Source organism: Ralstonia sp. 22086, assembly GCF_052045975.1.
Lineage (GTDB): Bacteria > Pseudomonadota > Gammaproteobacteria > Burkholderiales > Burkholderiaceae > Ralstonia > Ralstonia wenshanensis.
The window spans coordinates 1,188,866-1,204,960 of record NZ_JBQEPZ010000001.1; the positions used below are offsets into that span (position 1 = coordinate 1,188,866).

The 16,095-nt window shown below is 57.9% G+C and carries 16 protein-coding genes; 13 read left to right on the top strand and 3 right to left on the bottom strand.

Going from position 1 to position 16,095, the window contains the following annotated elements:
- Positions 1-24 precede the first annotated feature (24 nt).
- Genes waaA through ACTJK6_RS05600 form a run of 3 tightly spaced genes read right to left on the bottom strand, consistent with a single transcriptional unit; the run spans position 25 to position 3,771 of the window.
- Positions 25-1,341, bottom strand: a complete 1,317-nt coding sequence (gene waaA / locus ACTJK6_RS05590) for a lipid IV(A) 3-deoxy-D-manno-octulosonic acid transferase (RefSeq protein WP_440838494.1) — start codon at positions 1,339-1,341, stop codon at positions 25-27.
- Positions 1,341-2,339, bottom strand: coding sequence for a lipopolysaccharide heptosyltransferase I (waaC, locus tag ACTJK6_RS05595; protein ID WP_322016273.1), 999 nt, complete (start codon positions 2,337-2,339; stop codon positions 1,341-1,343). Before waaC ends, waaA begins: the two co-directional genes overlap by 1 nt.
- 43 nt (positions 2,340-2,382) lie before the next feature.
- Complete coding sequence (locus ACTJK6_RS05600; protein WP_440838495.1) at positions 2,383-3,771, bottom strand: phosphomannomutase/phosphoglucomutase; 1,389 nt, start codon at positions 3,769-3,771, stop codon at positions 2,383-2,385.
- A 177-nt stretch (positions 3,772-3,948) separates the two neighbouring features.
- Between ACTJK6_RS05600 and rfbB the strand changes: the two genes are divergently transcribed.
- The 13 genes from rfbB to ACTJK6_RS05665 are packed head-to-tail and all read left to right on the top strand — an operon-like array spanning position 3,949 to position 16,069.
- Positions 3,949-5,013, top strand: coding sequence for a dTDP-glucose 4,6-dehydratase (gene rfbB, locus ACTJK6_RS05605; protein WP_440838496.1), 1,065 nt, complete (start codon positions 3,949-3,951; stop codon positions 5,011-5,013).
- A 15-nt stretch (positions 5,014-5,028) separates the two neighbouring features.
- The gene (gene rfbA, locus ACTJK6_RS05610; RefSeq protein WP_232042179.1) at positions 5,029-5,913 is read left to right on the top strand and encodes a glucose-1-phosphate thymidylyltransferase RfbA; all 885 of its coding nucleotides are present in this window, start codon (positions 5,029-5,031) and stop codon (positions 5,911-5,913) included.
- Positions 5,910-6,464 carry a dTDP-4-dehydrorhamnose 3,5-epimerase gene (rfbC, locus tag ACTJK6_RS05615; protein WP_440838497.1) on the top strand — a complete coding sequence of 185 codons (555 nt, stop codon included), beginning with the start codon at positions 5,910-5,912 and terminating at the stop codon, positions 6,462-6,464. Before rfbA ends, rfbC begins: the two co-directional genes overlap by 4 nt.
- Positions 6,461-7,381 carry a dTDP-4-dehydrorhamnose reductase gene (gene rfbD / locus ACTJK6_RS05620; protein ID WP_440838498.1) on the top strand — a complete coding sequence of 307 codons (921 nt, stop codon included), beginning with the start codon at positions 6,461-6,463 and terminating at the stop codon, positions 7,379-7,381. The genes rfbC and rfbD overlap by 4 nt, the downstream gene beginning before the upstream one ends.
- A complete protein-coding gene (locus tag ACTJK6_RS05625) occupies positions 7,371-7,781 on the top strand; it encodes a sugar 3,4-ketoisomerase (RefSeq protein WP_440838499.1) in 411 nt (136 codons plus the stop codon). The genes rfbD and ACTJK6_RS05625 overlap by 11 nt, the downstream gene beginning before the upstream one ends.
- Positions 7,778-8,545: an acyltransferase gene (locus ACTJK6_RS05630; protein WP_440838500.1), complete on the top strand. Its 768-nt coding sequence runs from the start codon at positions 7,778-7,780 to the stop codon at positions 8,543-8,545. Before ACTJK6_RS05625 ends, ACTJK6_RS05630 begins: the two co-directional genes overlap by 4 nt.
- A 44-nt stretch (positions 8,546-8,589) precedes the next feature.
- On the top strand, positions 8,590-9,714 hold the full coding sequence (locus tag ACTJK6_RS05635; protein WP_440838501.1) for a DegT/DnrJ/EryC1/StrS family aminotransferase: 1,125 nt from the start codon (positions 8,590-8,592) through the stop codon (positions 9,712-9,714).
- Entirely contained in the window at positions 9,711-10,958 is a 1,248-nt protein-coding gene (locus tag ACTJK6_RS05640) for an O-antigen translocase (protein ID WP_440838502.1), read from the top strand. Before ACTJK6_RS05635 ends, ACTJK6_RS05640 begins: the two co-directional genes overlap by 4 nt.
- Entirely contained in the window at positions 10,955-11,896 is a 942-nt protein-coding gene (locus ACTJK6_RS05645; protein WP_440838504.1) for a glycosyltransferase, read from the top strand. Before ACTJK6_RS05640 ends, ACTJK6_RS05645 begins: the two co-directional genes overlap by 4 nt.
- The gene (locus tag ACTJK6_RS05650) at positions 11,893-12,975 is read left to right on the top strand and encodes an acyltransferase family protein (protein WP_440838505.1); all 1,083 of its coding nucleotides are present in this window, start codon (positions 11,893-11,895) and stop codon (positions 12,973-12,975) included. Before ACTJK6_RS05645 ends, ACTJK6_RS05650 begins: the two co-directional genes overlap by 4 nt.
- Positions 12,975-14,279, top strand: a complete 1,305-nt coding sequence (locus ACTJK6_RS05655; RefSeq protein WP_440838506.1) for a hypothetical protein — start codon at positions 12,975-12,977, stop codon at positions 14,277-14,279. The genes ACTJK6_RS05650 and ACTJK6_RS05655 overlap by 1 nt, the downstream gene beginning before the upstream one ends.
- A 2-nt stretch (positions 14,280-14,281) precedes the next feature.
- On the top strand, positions 14,282-15,208 hold the full coding sequence (locus ACTJK6_RS05660) for a glycosyltransferase family 2 protein (RefSeq protein ID WP_440838507.1): 927 nt from the start codon (positions 14,282-14,284) through the stop codon (positions 15,206-15,208).
- 12 nt (positions 15,209-15,220) lie between these two features.
- Positions 15,221-16,069: a glycosyltransferase gene (locus ACTJK6_RS05665; protein ID WP_440838508.1), complete on the top strand. Its 849-nt coding sequence runs from the start codon at positions 15,221-15,223 to the stop codon at positions 16,067-16,069.
- The last annotated feature ends 26 nt before the right edge of the window (positions 16,070-16,095 follow it).

A 16,095-nucleotide genomic window follows, 5' to 3' on the forward strand; every position in this document is an offset into this window, starting at 1 on the left:
TTTTCGTGCCGAACGTGCACTGCGTTACAGCGTCGGCAATACCAAAGACGCCACCGCCTCCACCGTCCGGGCGGTTGCACCCCCGTGCGTGGCAGCAAAGGCCAGCGCGGCGCGTGATGCGGCTTCGCGCGCATCGGCATCCGACAGCCAAGCGTCGATCACACGTATCACTGCAGCAGCGTCTTCCACCTGCTCACAGGCACCCGCGGCCACTGCATCGCGTGTCGCCTGCGCAAAGTTGAACGTGTGCGGACCGATGACCACGGGCGTGCCGACCGCGCAGGCTTCGATCAAATTCTGCCCACCAAGCGGAAGCAAACTGCCGCCGATGAACGCCGCCTCCCCGGCCGCGTAGTACAACGCCATCTCGCCCATCGAGTCCCCGAGCAGGACGTCGGCATCGGCAAGCGCATCGGCGTCCGCCAAGCCTGCCGCAGACACCGACAATGCGCTGCGACGCACGACGCGCAAGCCCGCGCGTTCGGCCGCCTGGGCCACTTCATCAAAACGCTGCGGATGTCGCGGCACGAGAATCAGCAAGGCATGCCGGCGCCCGACATGCTGCGCGCGATGCGCCTGCCAAGCGTCGAGCAGCAAGGCCTCTTCGCCCTCACGCGTGCTGGCCGCCACCCATGCCGATCGGCCACGTAGCGCATCGTGCAGCACGCGGCCGGCCATGATCTGGTCCACATGCGGCGTGATGTCGAACTTCAGGTTGCCGGTCACGCGCACGCGCGGCACGCCGAGCGAGCGGTAGCGATCGGCATCGTCGGGCGTCTGGGCCAGCACGGCGGCGAGTTGTGCGTACGTCTGGCGCGCTGCGTCACCGAGGCGTGCGGTACGCCGGTGGCTGCGCGCAGACAGGCGTCCATTGACGAGCACCATCGGCACACCAGCGGCATAGGCACGTTCGATCAGTACCGGCCAGATCTCGGTCTCCATCAGCAAGCCAAGGCGCGGCTGGAAGTGGCGCAGGAACCGGTCGACCGCACTCGGCAAGTCGTACGGCAGATACGCCTGGATGACGCGGCCGTTGCGTTGCGCCGCAAATTCAGCACCGGTGCGGCGGCCCGTCGGCGTCATGTGCGTGAGCAGCACGGCGTGGTGAGGAAAGCGCGCAAGCAGCGCATCGATGAGCGGCTGCGCTGCGCGCGTCTCGCCAACGGACACGGCATGCACCCACAGCAAAGGGCGATCCGGATTCGGGCGGGGCGGATAGAAGCCAAGCCGCTCACCAACGTGCTGGCGATAACCGGGCTCCTTACGGCCGCGCCACCACAGACGCAGCAATGCAAAGGGCAACGCAATGCGCCACAACCAGCGATACAGAACGCGCAGCATCAGAGCACACCCAGCGCACGCAGCGCATCAAGCGCCTGCGCGCTGGTGGGATGGGCCTCGGCACTGCCAAGGTCGTGCACGTTGGGCGTCCAATAACCGCCCGTGCGCCATGACGTCGTGAAGTTGTAAAGCGCCACGGTCGGCTTGCACAGCGCGGCGGCAATGTGCACAAGGCCGGTGTCCACACCTACCACCGCAGTCGCCTGATCGAGAAACGCCGTCACATCGGGCAGCGACATGCGCGGCGGAATCACCACGCGCCCCACCGTGCCGGGCACCGCAGCGACGATGGCTTCGCGGATCGATTCACTTGTGCGCCGCTCGGTCTCGCTGCCCCACGGCAGAGCAACGGCGTAGTCGCGCGCAAGCAGCTCGCGTGCGACCTCAACCCACGCAGCCTGCGGCCACCCTTTGTCGGCGCGCGAAGTCGCATGCACCAGCGCCACGTATGGACGCGGCAGCTTGAACGGCAACTCGGCAGGCGGCTGCAAACCGAAATCGATGGTATCGGGCAGCGCGTAACCGAGCGCCTCCGCCACCATGCGGCGTGAGCGCTCGACCACGTGCACACGCGGCTCCATCTCGATCTTGCGCTGATAGAACAGCTTAGCGGCGGGCTCATAGCCGGCGCCTTCCGAACGATTGCCGAGGCCCGCCACAAAACCGTTCGGCGTCAGCTTCGCCTGCGCGGCAATGAGTGCAGTCTTGATGAGCCCCTGCGTGTCCAGCACAGCATCGTACGTATTGGCGCGCAACGCACGGCGGAACGCTGCCATCTCGCCCCAGGTTCTGCCGGAACCAAGCGACTTGCGCCAACGTCGCAATGCAAACGGAATCACACCCTGTACGCCGCGCACGATGCGGACGATGCCCGCGAAGCCCTCTTCAACCACCCAGTCGATCTCGGCATCCGGATGGGCACGCAGAATATCGGCAACGACCGGCGTGCAATGCACCACGTCGCCAAGCGACGATACCTTGACGATCAGCACACGCATGCCGTCACCCTTTCCCCCAACTTCATGAGTGCGGACCGTGCGATCAGAACGGCAGTTGCGCGTCCGGCTTCTCGGCCAGGATCACGCGGCGGAATTCGCTCTGGATGCGCGCCATCGCGGCATCGTTGTCGGCCTCGAAACGCATGACCACCACCGGCGTGGTGTTGGACGGACGTGCCAAGCCGAAGCCATCTTCGTATTCCACGCGCACGCCATCGATGCGGTTCACTTCCTTCGCGCCGGCAAACGTGGCGTTGGCCTTGATCTTGTCGAGAAGTTCGAAGGATTCCCCCTCGGCACACTTCAATTGCAGCTCAGGCGTGCAGTGCGAGTTCGGCAGCGCGTTGAGCGTGGCGCTCGGATCGGCCAGGCGCGAGACGATCTCCAGCAGGCGCGCGCCCGTGTACAGACCGTCATCAAAGCCGTACCAGCGGTCCTTGAAGAAGATATGGCCGCTCATCTCACCGGCCAGCGGAGCGCCCGTTTCCTTGAGCTTGGCCTTGACGAGCGAATGGCCCGTCTTCCACATCGTGGCCTTGCCGCCGTGCTCGCGAATGAATGGCGCCAACTTGCCCGTGCACTTCACGTCGAAGATGATTTCGCCGCCCGGGTTGCGCGACAGGACTTCTTGCGCGAACAACATCAACTGGCGGTCGGGGAAGATGACCTGGCCGTCCTTGGTCACCACGCCCAGGCGGTCGCCGTCGCCGTCGAAGGCGAGGCCCAGTTCGCAGTCGGTCGTTTGCAGCGTGCGCACGAGGTCCTGCAGGTTCTCGACGTGGGCCGGGTCCGGATGGTGGTTCGGGAAATGGCCATCCACCTCGCAAAACAGCTCCGTCACCTCGCAGCCCATCGCGCGGAACAGCTCCGGCGCAAACGCACCGGCCACGCCGTTGCCGCAGTCCACGGCAATCTTCATTGGGCGGCTCAGCTTGACGTCCGAGACGATTCGGTCGATGTACTGCTGGCGGATATCCACTTGGACGTAGGCGCCGGCGCCTTCAGTGAAATCGCCCTGCTCGATGCGCGTGCGCAAAGCCTGGATTTGGTCGCCGTAGATGGCTTGGCCCGCCAGCACCATCTTGAAGCCGTTGTAGTCGGGCGGATTGTGGCTGCCCGTAACCATCACGCCCGACGTGGCGCGACGGCGAGCCAGCTCGATGTTCGTACCGAAGTAGACCATGGGCGTGGCTACGAGGCCCAGATCGATCACATCGACGCCGCTTGCGCGCAGTCCGTCTGCCAGTGCTGCCAGGAGATCAGGGCCCGACAGGCGGCCGTCGCGGCCGATGACGACGGCGGATTCGCCCTTGGCGCGCGCTGCAGAGCCGAAGGCTCGGCCGATGAGGCGTGCAGTTTCGGCATCGACGGTTTTTCCGACGATGCCGCGGATGTCGTAGGCTTTGAAGATGGTGGGGTTCAGTTGTGTCATGAAGTTCTCGGCACATTGAAACGCAGTGTGCGGCGAATGTTACAAGTGGTTTCGGATTCTAACCGTTGACCCTTTATAATACTTGGCTGGCTCTCATGAGCCCTCCGCCTCTTCCCACAACCGCTGGACCGATCCCTCGTCTAGGTCCTTCGCGCAACGACTACCCTTACAAATCGCATGATCTTGATTACAGGCGGCGCCGGCTTCATCGGCGCCAATTTCGTGCTGGATTGGCTGCGCGGTTCCGACGAGCCCGTAGTCAACGTCGACAAGCTGACGTACGCCGGCAATCTGAAAACGCTTGCACCGCTCGATGGAGATGCTAGGCACACATTCGTTCGTGCCGATATCTGCGATCGGTCCGCGATGGACAGCCTCCTAGCAAAGTATGCTCCCAGGGCGATTGTGCATTTTGCGGCGGAAAGCCATGTCGATCGGTCGATCCACGGGCCGGCAGACTTCGTACAAACGAACGTGGTCGGCACGTTCACGCTGCTCGAGGCCGCGCGTGCGTACTGGAACAAGTTAGAGGGTTCGGCACGCGAAGGCTTCCGGTTCCATCACGTTTCCACCGATGAGGTCTATGGCTCGCTCGGCGTGGACGACGCACCGTTCACGGAAACGACGCCCTACGCCCCCAACAGTCCGTACTCTGCATCGAAAGCAGGTTCAGACCATTTGGTCCGCGCCTACTTCCATACCTATGGGATGCCGGTCTTGACGACCAACTGCTCGAATAACTACGGCCCGTATCATTTCCCCGAGAAACTCATTCCGTTGATGATTGCGAACGCCCTGGCGGGCAAGCCCCTGCCGGTATACGGCGATGGCCTTAATGTGAGGGATTGGCTATATGTCGGCGACCACTGCGCCGCGATCCGCCGTGTGCTTGAAGCCGGCAAAGTGGGCGAGGTCTACAACGTCGGCGGCTGGAATGAGAAAAACAACCTCGAAGTCGTTCACACGTTGTGCGATCTTCTCGACTCATTGAAACCGCGCCAGCAGGGTGGCTCATACCGCGACCAAATCACCTTCGTGAAGGACCGCCCGGGCCATGATCGCCGCTATGCGATCGACGCACGCAAGCTGGAGCGCGAACTGAACTGGAAACCGGCAGAAACCTTTGAAACCGGTTTGCGCAAAACGGTCGAATGGTATCTTGCGAATCAGGATTGGGTGGCTGACGTGACCTCTGGAGCCTATCGGGAGTGGGTCGACGTAAACTACAGTGGCCGCCGCTAACCAACCGGATTTTTCATGACACGCAAAGGCATCATCTTAGCAGGTGGCTCTGGAACACGGCTGTACCCGATCACGCATTCCGTTTCGAAGCAACTGCTCCCGGTATACGACAAGCCGATGATCTACTACCCGCTCAGCACGCTGATGCTAGCAGGGATTCGCGACATCCTGATCATCTCCACGCCGCAGGACACTCCCCGATTCTCCGAGATGCTCGGTGACGGCAGCCAGTGGGGACTGAATGTTCAGTATGCTGTCCAGCCGTCGCCGGACGGACTGGCACAGGCCTTCATCATCGGCAAGGATTTCGTCGGCGGTGACCCATCTGCGCTCATACTTGGGGACAACATCTTCTACGGCCACGATCTGGTAAAGCAGTTGAACCGGGCCAGCGCACGGGCCAGCGGCGCCACCGTTTTTGCTTACCATGTTCACGACCCGGAGCGCTATGGCGTGGTCGAATTTGACAGTGGCATGCGCGCGGTCTCCCTTGAGGAAAAGCCTGTCAAACCGCGCTCGAATTACGCGGTCACTGGCCTGTACTTCTATGACGCGGATGTCTGTCAGATCGCCGCAGAGGTCAAGCCGTCGGCGCGCGGCGAACTCGAGATCACGGAAGTTAATCAGCGCTATCTTGAGCGTGGCACCCTGGAAGTGGAAATCATGGGACGCGGCTATGCGTGGCTTGACACAGGCACGCACGACTCGCTCATTGAGGCCGCGACGTTCATCGCTACGCTTCAGCGCCGCCAAGGCCTGATGGTTGCCTGCCCCGAAGAGATTGCATTCCGCCAGCGCTGGATTGATTTGGAACAAGTCCAGAAACTGGCTGCGCCGCTCGCCAAGAACGGCTACGGCGCGTATCTCCGCCAGCTTGTCGCCGAGGATGGCCCTCGATGAACCTCAACGTCACAGAAACCACCCTGCCGGGCGTGCTTATTCTCGAGCCCAAGGTCTACGGCGACAACCGTGGCTTTTTTTTCGAGAGCTTCAACACGCGGGAATTCAAGGCTCTGACCGGTGTCAGCACACCGTTCGTGCAGGACAACCATTCGATGTCCCGCAAGGGCGTTCTGCGTGGCATGCACTATCAGATCGAGCATGCTCAGGGGAAGCTGGTCCGCGTGATTTCCGGCGAAGTCTTTGACGTCGCCGTCGATCTGCGCAAGTCTTCGTCGACCTTCGGCAAATGGGCCGGTGTCCACCTGTCGGCCGACAACAAACGTCAGCTCTGGGTCCCCCCCGGCTTCGCCCACGGCTTCCTGGTCTTGAGCGAGACAGCCGAATTTCTCTACAAGACGACCGACTATTGGTACCCGGAACACGAGCGGTCCGTTGTATGGAACGATCCCACAATCGCCATTGAATGGCCCCTGGCGGGCGCGGAGCCCACCCTGGCCGCAAAAGATGCCGCCGCCGCAGCCTTTGCAAACGCCGAGGTTTTCGCATGACCACGTGCGCGCGACCACGTATTGTCGTGACGGGCACAACCGGCCAGGTTGGCTGGGAACTGCTGCGCAGCCTGCAAGGCCTGGGGGAGATCATCAGCATTGATCGTTCGGTGGTGGACCTGTCCCGCCTGGACGCAGTGCGCGCGCTCATCCGCAGCATTGAGCCGTCGATCGTCGTCAATGCCGCCGCCTATACCGCCGTGGACAAGGCGGAACAGGAGCGTCATACGGCGTTCCTGCTCAACGCCGATCTTCCGGGTGTCCTCGCCGAGGAGTGCAAGCGCGCGCAAGCTGCATTCATCCATTACTCAACAGACTATGTGTTTGACGGCCGCAAGGACGGCGCCTACACGGAAACAGACAGCACTAACCCGCTGAACGTCTACGGCGCCTCCAAGCTGGCAGGCGAGCACAACGCATTAGGCGCCAATCCGGCCACTCTGGTTTTTCGCACTAGCTGGGTGTACGGCGCGCGTGGTAAGAATTTTCTGGTCACAATTCAACGGCTGGCCACGGAACGCCCGCAACTGCGTGTCGTCTCTGACCAGATCGGTGCGCCCACGTGGTCTCGTTCCATTGCTGACCTGACCGGCCACGTTATCGCCCGTGGACTCGGCAGCACGCAAGCCGATCCCGCCTGGTGGACCGCCCAAGGTGGCATCTATCACCTGACCAGCAGCGGCAGCACAAGTTGGCACGGCTTTGCCGAGGCCATCCTGCAACGCTCAGGCATCACAGGTGTGGCCGTCGAGCCGATTCCTGCCGTGGAATACCCGACGCCTGCGGCCCGGCCCAGGAACTCGCGACTGGCGCTGGACAAGTTGCAGTCAGTTTTCGGACTCGTACCAGAGAGCTGGGAGCAATCGCTGACCAAGTGTCTCGCCCCAATCTCAGCTGAACGAATTCATGCTTACTAACACGCATCTGATCAGCTTTGACGTCAAAGGTGACGAGCGCGGTTCGTTGATCGCGCTGGAGCAGGGATGCAACGTACCCTTTCACGTTGCACGTGCGTACTACATCTTTGATACGGCGCCCGGGGTCCGGCGGGGATATCACGCCCATGCGGACCTGCTGCAAGTCGCAGTTTGCGTCAAGGGCGCCTGCAGCTTTCTGCTGGATGACGGCCAGCAACGGGAGGTCGTCAGGCTCGATTCTCCGGCCAAAGGTCTGTTTATCGGGCCAATGATCTGGCGTGAAATGTTCGATTTCACGCCAGATTGTGTGCTGCTTGTGCTGGCAAATAAGATTTACGACCCGGAAGACTACATTCGGGATCACGAGACCTTTGTTTCCATGACCAAGGAGAGATCATGATTCATCCCACTGCTATCGTTTCGCCTGAGGCCAACATTTCGGCTAATGTTTCGATCGGGCCATTCAGTGTGATTCACTCCAACGTCGAGATCGGCGAAGGTACACAGATCGAGGGATTCTGCGAGATCGGGCATCCAAGTAAGTTATCCGACGGACAGCCCCTGCGCATTGGCAAGCACTCTCTGATCCGGTCTCACAGTGTCTTTTACGAGGGCTCGTCGTTTGGAGAGCGACTGATAACCGGCCACCGGGTTACGGTGCGCGAGATGACACGCTGTGGAGTCAATTTCCAACTCGGGACGTTGAGCGACATCCAGGGACATTGCATCATCGGTGACTACGTCCGGACGCATAGCAATGTACACATCGGGCAGGCGTCGCGAGTTGGCGATTTCGTATGGATTTTTCCATATGTTGTCCTGACCAACGATCCGCACCCCCCTAGCAATGTCCTGAAGGGATGTGTGCTGGAGGACTACGCGGTAGTTGCAACGATGTCCGTCGTACTACCAGCCGTCACAGTCGGCTCGCATTCGCTTGTCGCCGCACACAGTCTCGTCTCCAAGAATGTGGCCCCGCACACGGTCGTGGGCGGATCTCCGGCAAAGATGCTGTGCGAGACTAGTAAAATTAAGCTTCAAGACGGTACTGATCGACCGGCATATCCTTGGACTTCACATTTCCACCGCGGCTATCCAGAGACCGTGGTAGCGAAATGGATAGAAGCGGCCAACGCGCTCGCCAACACAAAGTGCGCCGAGTAAGCGCGGTTTAAGGAAATAACAGTAACTGTGCCGAGATTTTATCGATGATTCCGTTTCTCGATCTTAAGAGCGTCAATGCGCGGCAACGAGCCGAATTGATTTCAGCATTCACCGAAGTTCTTGATGCCGGCTGGTTCATCCATGGCAAGCAATGCGAAGCATTCGAAGCCGATTTTGCCGCTTACTGCGAAGCCAAGCACTGTATCGGTATCAGTAACGGGTTGGACGCGCTGCATCTTATCTTGCGGGCCATGTCGATCGGAGAAGGTGACGAAGTCATCGTGCCATCTAACACATTTATCGCTACATGGTTGGCGGTCACCTTCGCCGGAGCAACGCCGGTTCCGGTGGAACCGCGCGAAGACACGTGCAATCTTGATCCTGCCTTGATCGCTGCGGCAATCACGCCTCGGACGCGTGCAATCATCCCCGTTCATCTGTATGGCCAGCCCGCAGATATGGATCCCATTCTGGAGATCGCGCACCAACATGGCCTGAAAGTCATCGAAGATGCCGCCCAATCTCACGGTGCACGATACAGCGGTAAGCGCACGGGCAGTCTTGGTGATGCGGCAGCCTTCAGCTTCTACCCGGGAAAGAACCTCGGAGCGCTCGGCGATGGCGGCGCTGTGACAACGTCCGATTCGGCATTGGCGCAACGCATTAGGATGCTGTCCAACTATGGTTCTCAGAAAAAATATCTGCATGAGACGGCGGGGTTCAATGCCCGGCTGGACGAAATTCAGGCCGCCATTCTGCGCGCAAAACTGGTACTGCTTGACGCCGACAATGCGCGACGACGATCAATCGCCGATCGCTACACGAGAGCTCTGATCGATTGCGGCCTCGGACTGCCCGTCAAGGCCAACGATGTGGAATCAGTGTGGCACATCTACGCAATTCGCCACCCGAACCGCGACGCGCTCCAGCGTGCGCTTAGCGAACGAGGTGTAAGTACAGTTGTCCACTATCCCACGCCGCCACATCTACAAGGTGCTTACCGCGACCTTGGTTTCGGAGAAGGCGCGTACCCAATCAGCGAGCGAATCCATCGCGAGACGCTGAGCCTTCCGATGTCGCCCGTCATGACTGACGTACAAGTGGATGAAGTGATCCACACCGTTCGTGTGGTCTGTGGTGAGCTTGCAGCGGATATCACGAAACTGTGAATCTAGTTCGCACCAGCCTTCTTAACGGCATCGCGGTGATGGTGAAGACCATCGCCGCGCTTGTGCTGAACAAAGTGTTCGCGGTCACTGTCGGCCCTGCCGGCTATGCATTGATTGGCCAATTGCAGAATACCGTTTCCATCATCACAAACGTGGGGAGCGGTGCGATCAATAACGGCGTAGTCAAGTACACCGCCGAGTACAGTACGCTAGAGTCCTCGCAGATAGCTGTGTGGCAAACGGCAACGCGCATCTCGGCAATTTGCTCAATTGCGGTCGGTTGCGCCATCGCGCTCTTCGCGTTCCCTCTCTCACGCTTGTTCCTAGGGGCCGAGGATTATGCGCTAACCTTCGTGCTGTTCGGGCTTCTGCTGCCAGCGTTCGTCCTTAACGCCCTGCTGCTTGCAATTCTGAACGGCCGGAAGGAGATCACGCGCTTCGTTGCTGCCAATATCGCCGGCAGTCTAGTTACGTTGGCGCTGACTATCGGATTGACTCAGTGGAACGGGTTACAAGGCGCACTGATCGCACTCAGTATCAATCAGTCCGTCGCGCTTGTTGCAACTTTAACAATCTGCTGGCGAACAGCATGGTTCGCACTGCCAAAGCTCTGGGGGCCATTCAACCAACAGATAGCTCGAAAGTTAGGGCATTTCGCTGTAATGCTGATTACCTCCGCCGTTGCAGCACCAATTACTCAGATATTGGTCCGCTCCTATCTGACGTCTGAGCTTGGGCTAGAAAAAGCTGGCCTGTGGCAAGCGGCTTGGAAGATCAGCGACATTTATCTGATGTTACTGACGACGACTCTCGCCACCTATTTCCTGCCTCGCTTTGCCGAGTTGACCAGTCCGGACGCCGTACGTCGTGAACTGCTGCACGCCGCACGCATTCTCGCTCCGGCATTGGCCGTCGGACTCACAGCTGTTTATCTGACCCGTGGCTGGTGGATACCGCTATTGTTCTCCGCATCCTTCGATGGCATGCGTGAAGTTCTTCCGCTCCAGTTGCTCGGCGATTTCTTCAAAATGGCGGGCTGGCTCCTGGGCTACCTCGTACTCAGCAAGGCGTTGAGCCGCTTATTCGTCGGCGCCGAAATTTTATTTTCCCTGAGCTTCTATTGCCTCACGCTGGCATTTGTGCCGTTGTTTGGCCTAAAGGGTGTCGTACTTGCGCACACCGTGAACTACATCGGTTACTGCGTAGCCTTATGGATTGGTCTGAAACAGGCTCGAGCGCTATGAGCATTCTACAGAATCACACTGCTCCGCTGGTAAGCATACTGGTACCGATCTTTAACCACGCGAGATTCATCGAGGATTGCCTAGATAGCCTCTTGTCGACAGGCTGGACTCATCTCGAACTTATCGCAATCGACGATGGTTCGTCAGACGAATCACTTAACATCGCTCGCACGTGGGCTCAGCGGCACGAAAGTAATTTCGTGCGCATTGACCTATCAACTCAGCAAAACCAAGGTATCACGCGGACATTAAACCGGCTTATCGAGCGCGCTCGCGGCGATTTCTTGGTTTTCCTTGCCAGCGATGATCTCCTGTTGCCGGACAGTATTCGCTCCCGATTGCAAGTCCTACTGAATCATCCCGACGCCCTTGCAATCTTCGCCGATGCGACGGCAATCGACGATGATGGCCGACAAATTGCGAAGTCAGTCCTGCGCGAACGCTTCCACGCAGATGTGGCAGCCCTGTCAAGTGACCGACGACGGGCGCTTGAATTGATCCTGAACTGGTCTGTTCCGGGTCCGGTGTTCATGGCGCGCCGCGTGGCTTTCGATACAGTTGGGAAGTACGACGAGCGATTCTTCATTGAAGATCGCGACTACTATCTGCGATTACTCGCTGACCAAACCCTTCTGTATCTCGACCAGCCGGTTGCAGCATACCGGATACATGGTACGTCCATTTCAGGAAACAAATTGCGCCAGATTCGCATCGGTCAGGAAATCATGCGCATCGAACGTAAGTTGCTTCCGGCATTTACTGGCAGTGCAAAACTTGCGTTGCAGTTACGCATCTGGTCCAACACCTCGGCCGTTTATACAAGCCCCATATGGCGCAAACCCTTCACGGCAGTACGCTGTGCTATGGCTCGCCTGATTGCCACCTGCATGCTGCTCGCAGTACGAGCCGATTTAATCTACTGGGCTCCTGCTAAATGAAACATATTCCAGGCATCGATGGCCTCAGAGCACTGGCTGCACTCTCGGTCATATTTTTTCATCTTGAAGTGCCCGGATTTGCATGGGGGTGGACTGGCGTACCCTTGTTTTTTGTAATTTCCGGATTTCTTATCACGAGGATTCTTTTGTCCTTGCGGGATCGATCGAATACGTTCTGGAGCACATACCTACGCGAATTTTATATCCGACGGAGTTTGCGCATTTTTCCGCTCTATTATGCGTATTTGGCCGTGGCGTGCGTATTAGCTCTAATCAGCCACTATAAAATTCCAAACCTTTGGACGTTCTTCGTTTATCTCCAGAATTATCCGCTCGGAGCGAGTTCGTTTGCTTCACCATGGGTACTTGGTCACACATGGTCTCTTGCGGTCGAGGAACAATTTTATCTTCTTTGGCCCTTGATCATCTGGTGGGCCGGGCGCAGGCGCTTGCCGTGGGTCATTGTCATGACCGTCGTGCTAAGCATCGGTGCACGAATTGCCATCTCGCAGTGGACAGGCAACCCGTTTCTCCAGTTCGCCACACTACCCTCGTGCGCCGATGGCCTCGCGATGGGCGCTGGCTTGAGCTTGCTCTATGGCGAGCGGCAAGCGCCGAGTTGGTCGGGTCGATTACTGACTGCTGCAGGGCTATTGTTGCTAGCAGCAGTTTGCCTGATCGGCTACGAAGCAATGTGGACGCCCACCGGCTGGGTTCGCAGTCCGCTCGGTGACTGGTTCTTCTCAATCGTCTGCCTTTTTTACAGCGCCTTGCTTTGGTATGTGTTGGCTGGCCCTCGACGGTTACTAGCAATGCTTGAATGGGCACCGCTGCGGCAACTCGGCAAGATCAGTTACGGCCTCTACCTCTACCACGGCCTGATTCTCATTTTGACTGACCGCTTCCTCGGGTATCATCTTGCGGCACCGTCAACAGCTCTACGAGTGATTCGCGCCGTGATCGTGCTTGGCGTCACTATTGTCGTCGCGCAACTTTCTTTCTCGATCTTTGAAAGAAAATTTCTGCGTTTGAAAGACGCGCTAGCCGCTTCCCTGCCTCGCAAAACGGAATCGGCATAATGCTTATTGCTGTCTCGATCCTGTTTGCACTGACCGGAGCATTTGCGCTCCGGCTGGCCGGCTTCAACTATATCGGGCAGCAGCCACATCCGCTCGCATTTCCGATTGGCATGCAAATCTTTCTTGTCACGGTTCCCGGAACCTTGGCAATCGGGCTGTTTGGCTTTCCGCTCCTCTATGACCTCCAAAACGAAATAGCGCAATCGACGATGCGCTATGGAGTTGTCAGTACGATGACGAGCATCGGTATACTCCTTTGGATGCTGGCCGTCGCATTTCACACGCGGCTCTTTGTCCGGATGCAGTATCGCAAGACCGAGGCCGACATAAATGCTTTGCGGATACTAACGATCGCGTCAGCTTTCATCCTTGTGATAAAGCTTGTATCAGTTAGCGAAATTCCGCTGGTGCTCGCTCTTAAGGGAGACGTCCAAGGTGCGGCGGAAGCAAAGGTTCGCATACTAACCAATCAAGATGGAATCACAGTATTCGGACTGAACTATATTTTTCGTTCCTTTACGTCTGTCGTTTACTTGATTTCAGTCTCGCTGGTTGCATACGACCCACATTGTCGCGCCAAGCGGGTCGTGCTGTTCTGGAACCTGCCACTGATGATCGTGAACGCTGTGTACGATGTCCAGAAGTACACTTTGGTGCTGCTGATGTTGCTCACCTTCTGGGTGCTATACACACGAACGGGAAGGTTCCGCCACATCATCATAGGTGCCCTGCTGGGCCTTGCCTTATCTCTACTCATGTTTGTAGTCACCCTTGGCTACAATTTCGATCCGACACTCCTTCAGAGCACCTTGTACCGGCTGTTCGTCGGACAGATGGAGGGGATGTTCTACATCTACGAGTTCCTGCGGCCAAGCCCCGACTACGCTTGGCTAGGGTTGCCGCTAGCACCACTCTTTGGCGTGCCTCAACTGGATCCTGCGGCAGAAGTCGTCAAGATTTTATTTCCCAACGCAGGAGACACTTGGCTTAACGCCAACACCTATTACTTAGCCCATGCCTGGACGATTTTTGGCTCACTATCGGTTTTGATAGGCCCATTGATGGTCATGCTTAACCTAGTGATTATGTTGCGCCTTGCGCAGCCCTTTGTACGTCATGCGCCCCAGTACTACTTGCCATTATTGCTATGGCAGCTAGCTCGACTACCTCTTATCAACATCTTTACCGAGTTTCTATACTTCAAAGTTGCTCTCGATTTCGCAGTTAATCTCGTATTTGTCTGGTTAGTACTCCAAATCGCGAAACGCTGTATGACATACCAATCGCGCTTGCGATCGCATTGAAGATGACAACTACCACCTCCATGCTTGACTCTCAGGTCGATCTCTATGCCGTAGTGGTCACTTATTGGCCAGACTGGCCTCAAACCCTGGCGCTTATTGAAGCACTGGAACAGCAACAGGCGTTTACGATTGTCGTCGACAACGGCTCCCCAGAAGCCATGATCGCCCCCCTAATCGAAAGGAGCCCCCCAAGAACAAGGTGGCTGCGCAATGAAAGCAATGAAGGCATCGCTGCTGCGCAAAATCGCGGCATTCGGGACGCGATGTCGCACGGTGCCACACATGTCGTCCTATTCGACCAAGACAGCCGCCCTGCCCCAGACATGCTTGCCAGGCTGTTGAGCGCGGAAGCGACGCTACTTGCGGCAGGCGCCACCGTAGCGGCGGTTGGCCCGCAGTTGATAGATGAAACGACTGGCGAGAAGGCTCCCTTCATTACCTTCGAAAATGGGCACAAGCGTCGCACGGTGACTTCACCCGAAAGCAGCCAGATTCTGTGTTTCTCGCTTCTCGCATCCGGCACATTGATCCGCACCGAAGTACTCGAACAAATCGGCTTAATGAAAGAGGAGCTCTTCATTGAGTATGTTGACGTGGAATGGGGTGCGCGAGCTCGCGCTGCAGGGCTACATTGCTACGGTATCGGGGAAGCACTGCTCTACCATAATTTGGGCGACGATCGCATTCAGGTGCTGCCCAACTTCTTCGTCCCGCTGCACAAACCGGTGCGTCACTACTACACCATGCGCAATGCAATCTACATGCAGAAGCTGGCCTACGTACCGACTTACTGGAAGCGCAGCGATCTGCTCCGGACTGTAGCGGGCTTTATTGTCTTCACGCTCTTCAATCCGCCGAGATTAATGCAACTCAGGATGATGATTAAGGGAATTGCACATGGCTTTGCCGGCCGGTACGGACCTCTTTGAGCGACTTCCACCATGATGATCACCGCTAACCCTCGGCCGTTCTCCGTCTTGATGTCACTGTACGCTCGGGAATCACCCGCAGCGCTTGAAGTGGCGCTTGCCAGTCTGACCCGGCAGACGCTGCAACCGGACGAAACGGTCATCGTGCTAGATGGTCCTGTCAGAAAGGATCATCTCGATGTACTCCAGCGCTATGAGTCCGCCTTGGCGATGAAAATCGTGGCTCTTGACAAGAACGTGGGCCTTGCCCGCGCTCTTGCCGCTGGCCTCGAACAATGTAAGCACGAGTGGATTGCCCGCTTTGATACCGACGACTGGTCGCATCCGGAGCGTTTTGCTCGCCAACACGCGTTTCTGGATGCTCATCCCACGGTGGGACTTCTCGGATCTTGGATCGGTGAATTCGAAGCAAACCCTAAAATCATTACACGAGTGCGCAGCGTGCCGCTGACACACGAAGCGATTGTTCGCTACGCACGCCGGCGTAATCCATTCAACCACATGACAGTGATGTATCAACGGTCAGCAGTACAAGCTGTCGGAGGATACCGAGATCTGCCGTGGATGGAAGACTACTGGCTATGGGTTAGGATGCTGCATGCCGGTGTGGAGGCAGCAAATCAGTCAGATCTGCTCGTACATGCCAGGGCAGGTCTCGAGATGATTGCGCGCCGGGGAGGCGCTGCGTACGTACGCAGCGAATGGATGGCGCAACGCCAGTTTTGCCTGCATGGCTTCATTTCACCGTTGACTGCAATCACGAATTTTCTTCTGCGTGCCGTACCTCGGTTGCTGCCGACCGCGATTCGCGGTCGATTATATGCAAAGGCGCTACGCACAAAAACAAAGGCGCAATCCTAATTCTCAAAATTCGCTTGAATGAACTA

Coding starts and splice junctions, on each gene's coding strand:
- waaA (WP_440838494.1), bottom strand. CDS start 1,341: ATGCTGCGCGTTCTGTATCGCTGGTTGTGGCGCATTGCGTTGCCCTTT.
- waaC (WP_322016273.1), bottom strand. CDS start 2,339: ATGCGTGTGCTGATCGTCAAGGTATCGTCGCTTGGCGACGTGGTGCAT.
- ACTJK6_RS05600 (WP_440838495.1), bottom strand. CDS start 3,771: ATGACACAACTGAACCCCACCATCTTCAAAGCCTACGACATCCGCGGC.
- rfbB (WP_440838496.1), top strand. CDS start 3,949: ATGATCTTGATTACAGGCGGCGCCGGCTTCATCGGCGCCAATTTCGTG.
- rfbA (WP_232042179.1), top strand. CDS start 5,029: ATGACACGCAAAGGCATCATCTTAGCAGGTGGCTCTGGAACACGGCTG.
- rfbC (WP_440838497.1), top strand. CDS start 5,910: ATGAACCTCAACGTCACAGAAACCACCCTGCCGGGCGTGCTTATTCTC.
- rfbD (WP_440838498.1), top strand. CDS start 6,461: ATGACCACGTGCGCGCGACCACGTATTGTCGTGACGGGCACAACCGGC.
- ACTJK6_RS05625 (WP_440838499.1), top strand. CDS start 7,371: ATGCTTACTAACACGCATCTGATCAGCTTTGACGTCAAAGGTGACGAG.
- ACTJK6_RS05630 (WP_440838500.1), top strand. CDS start 7,778: ATGATTCATCCCACTGCTATCGTTTCGCCTGAGGCCAACATTTCGGCT.
- ACTJK6_RS05635 (WP_440838501.1), top strand. CDS start 8,590: ATGATTCCGTTTCTCGATCTTAAGAGCGTCAATGCGCGGCAACGAGCC.
- ACTJK6_RS05645 (WP_440838504.1), top strand. CDS start 10,955: ATGAGCATTCTACAGAATCACACTGCTCCGCTGGTAAGCATACTGGTA.
- ACTJK6_RS05650 (WP_440838505.1), top strand. CDS start 11,893: ATGAAACATATTCCAGGCATCGATGGCCTCAGAGCACTGGCTGCACTC.
- ACTJK6_RS05655 (WP_440838506.1), top strand. CDS start 12,975: ATGCTTATTGCTGTCTCGATCCTGTTTGCACTGACCGGAGCATTTGCG.
- ACTJK6_RS05660 (WP_440838507.1), top strand. CDS start 14,282: ATGACAACTACCACCTCCATGCTTGACTCTCAGGTCGATCTCTATGCC.
- ACTJK6_RS05665 (WP_440838508.1), top strand. CDS start 15,221: ATGATGATCACCGCTAACCCTCGGCCGTTCTCCGTCTTGATGTCACTG.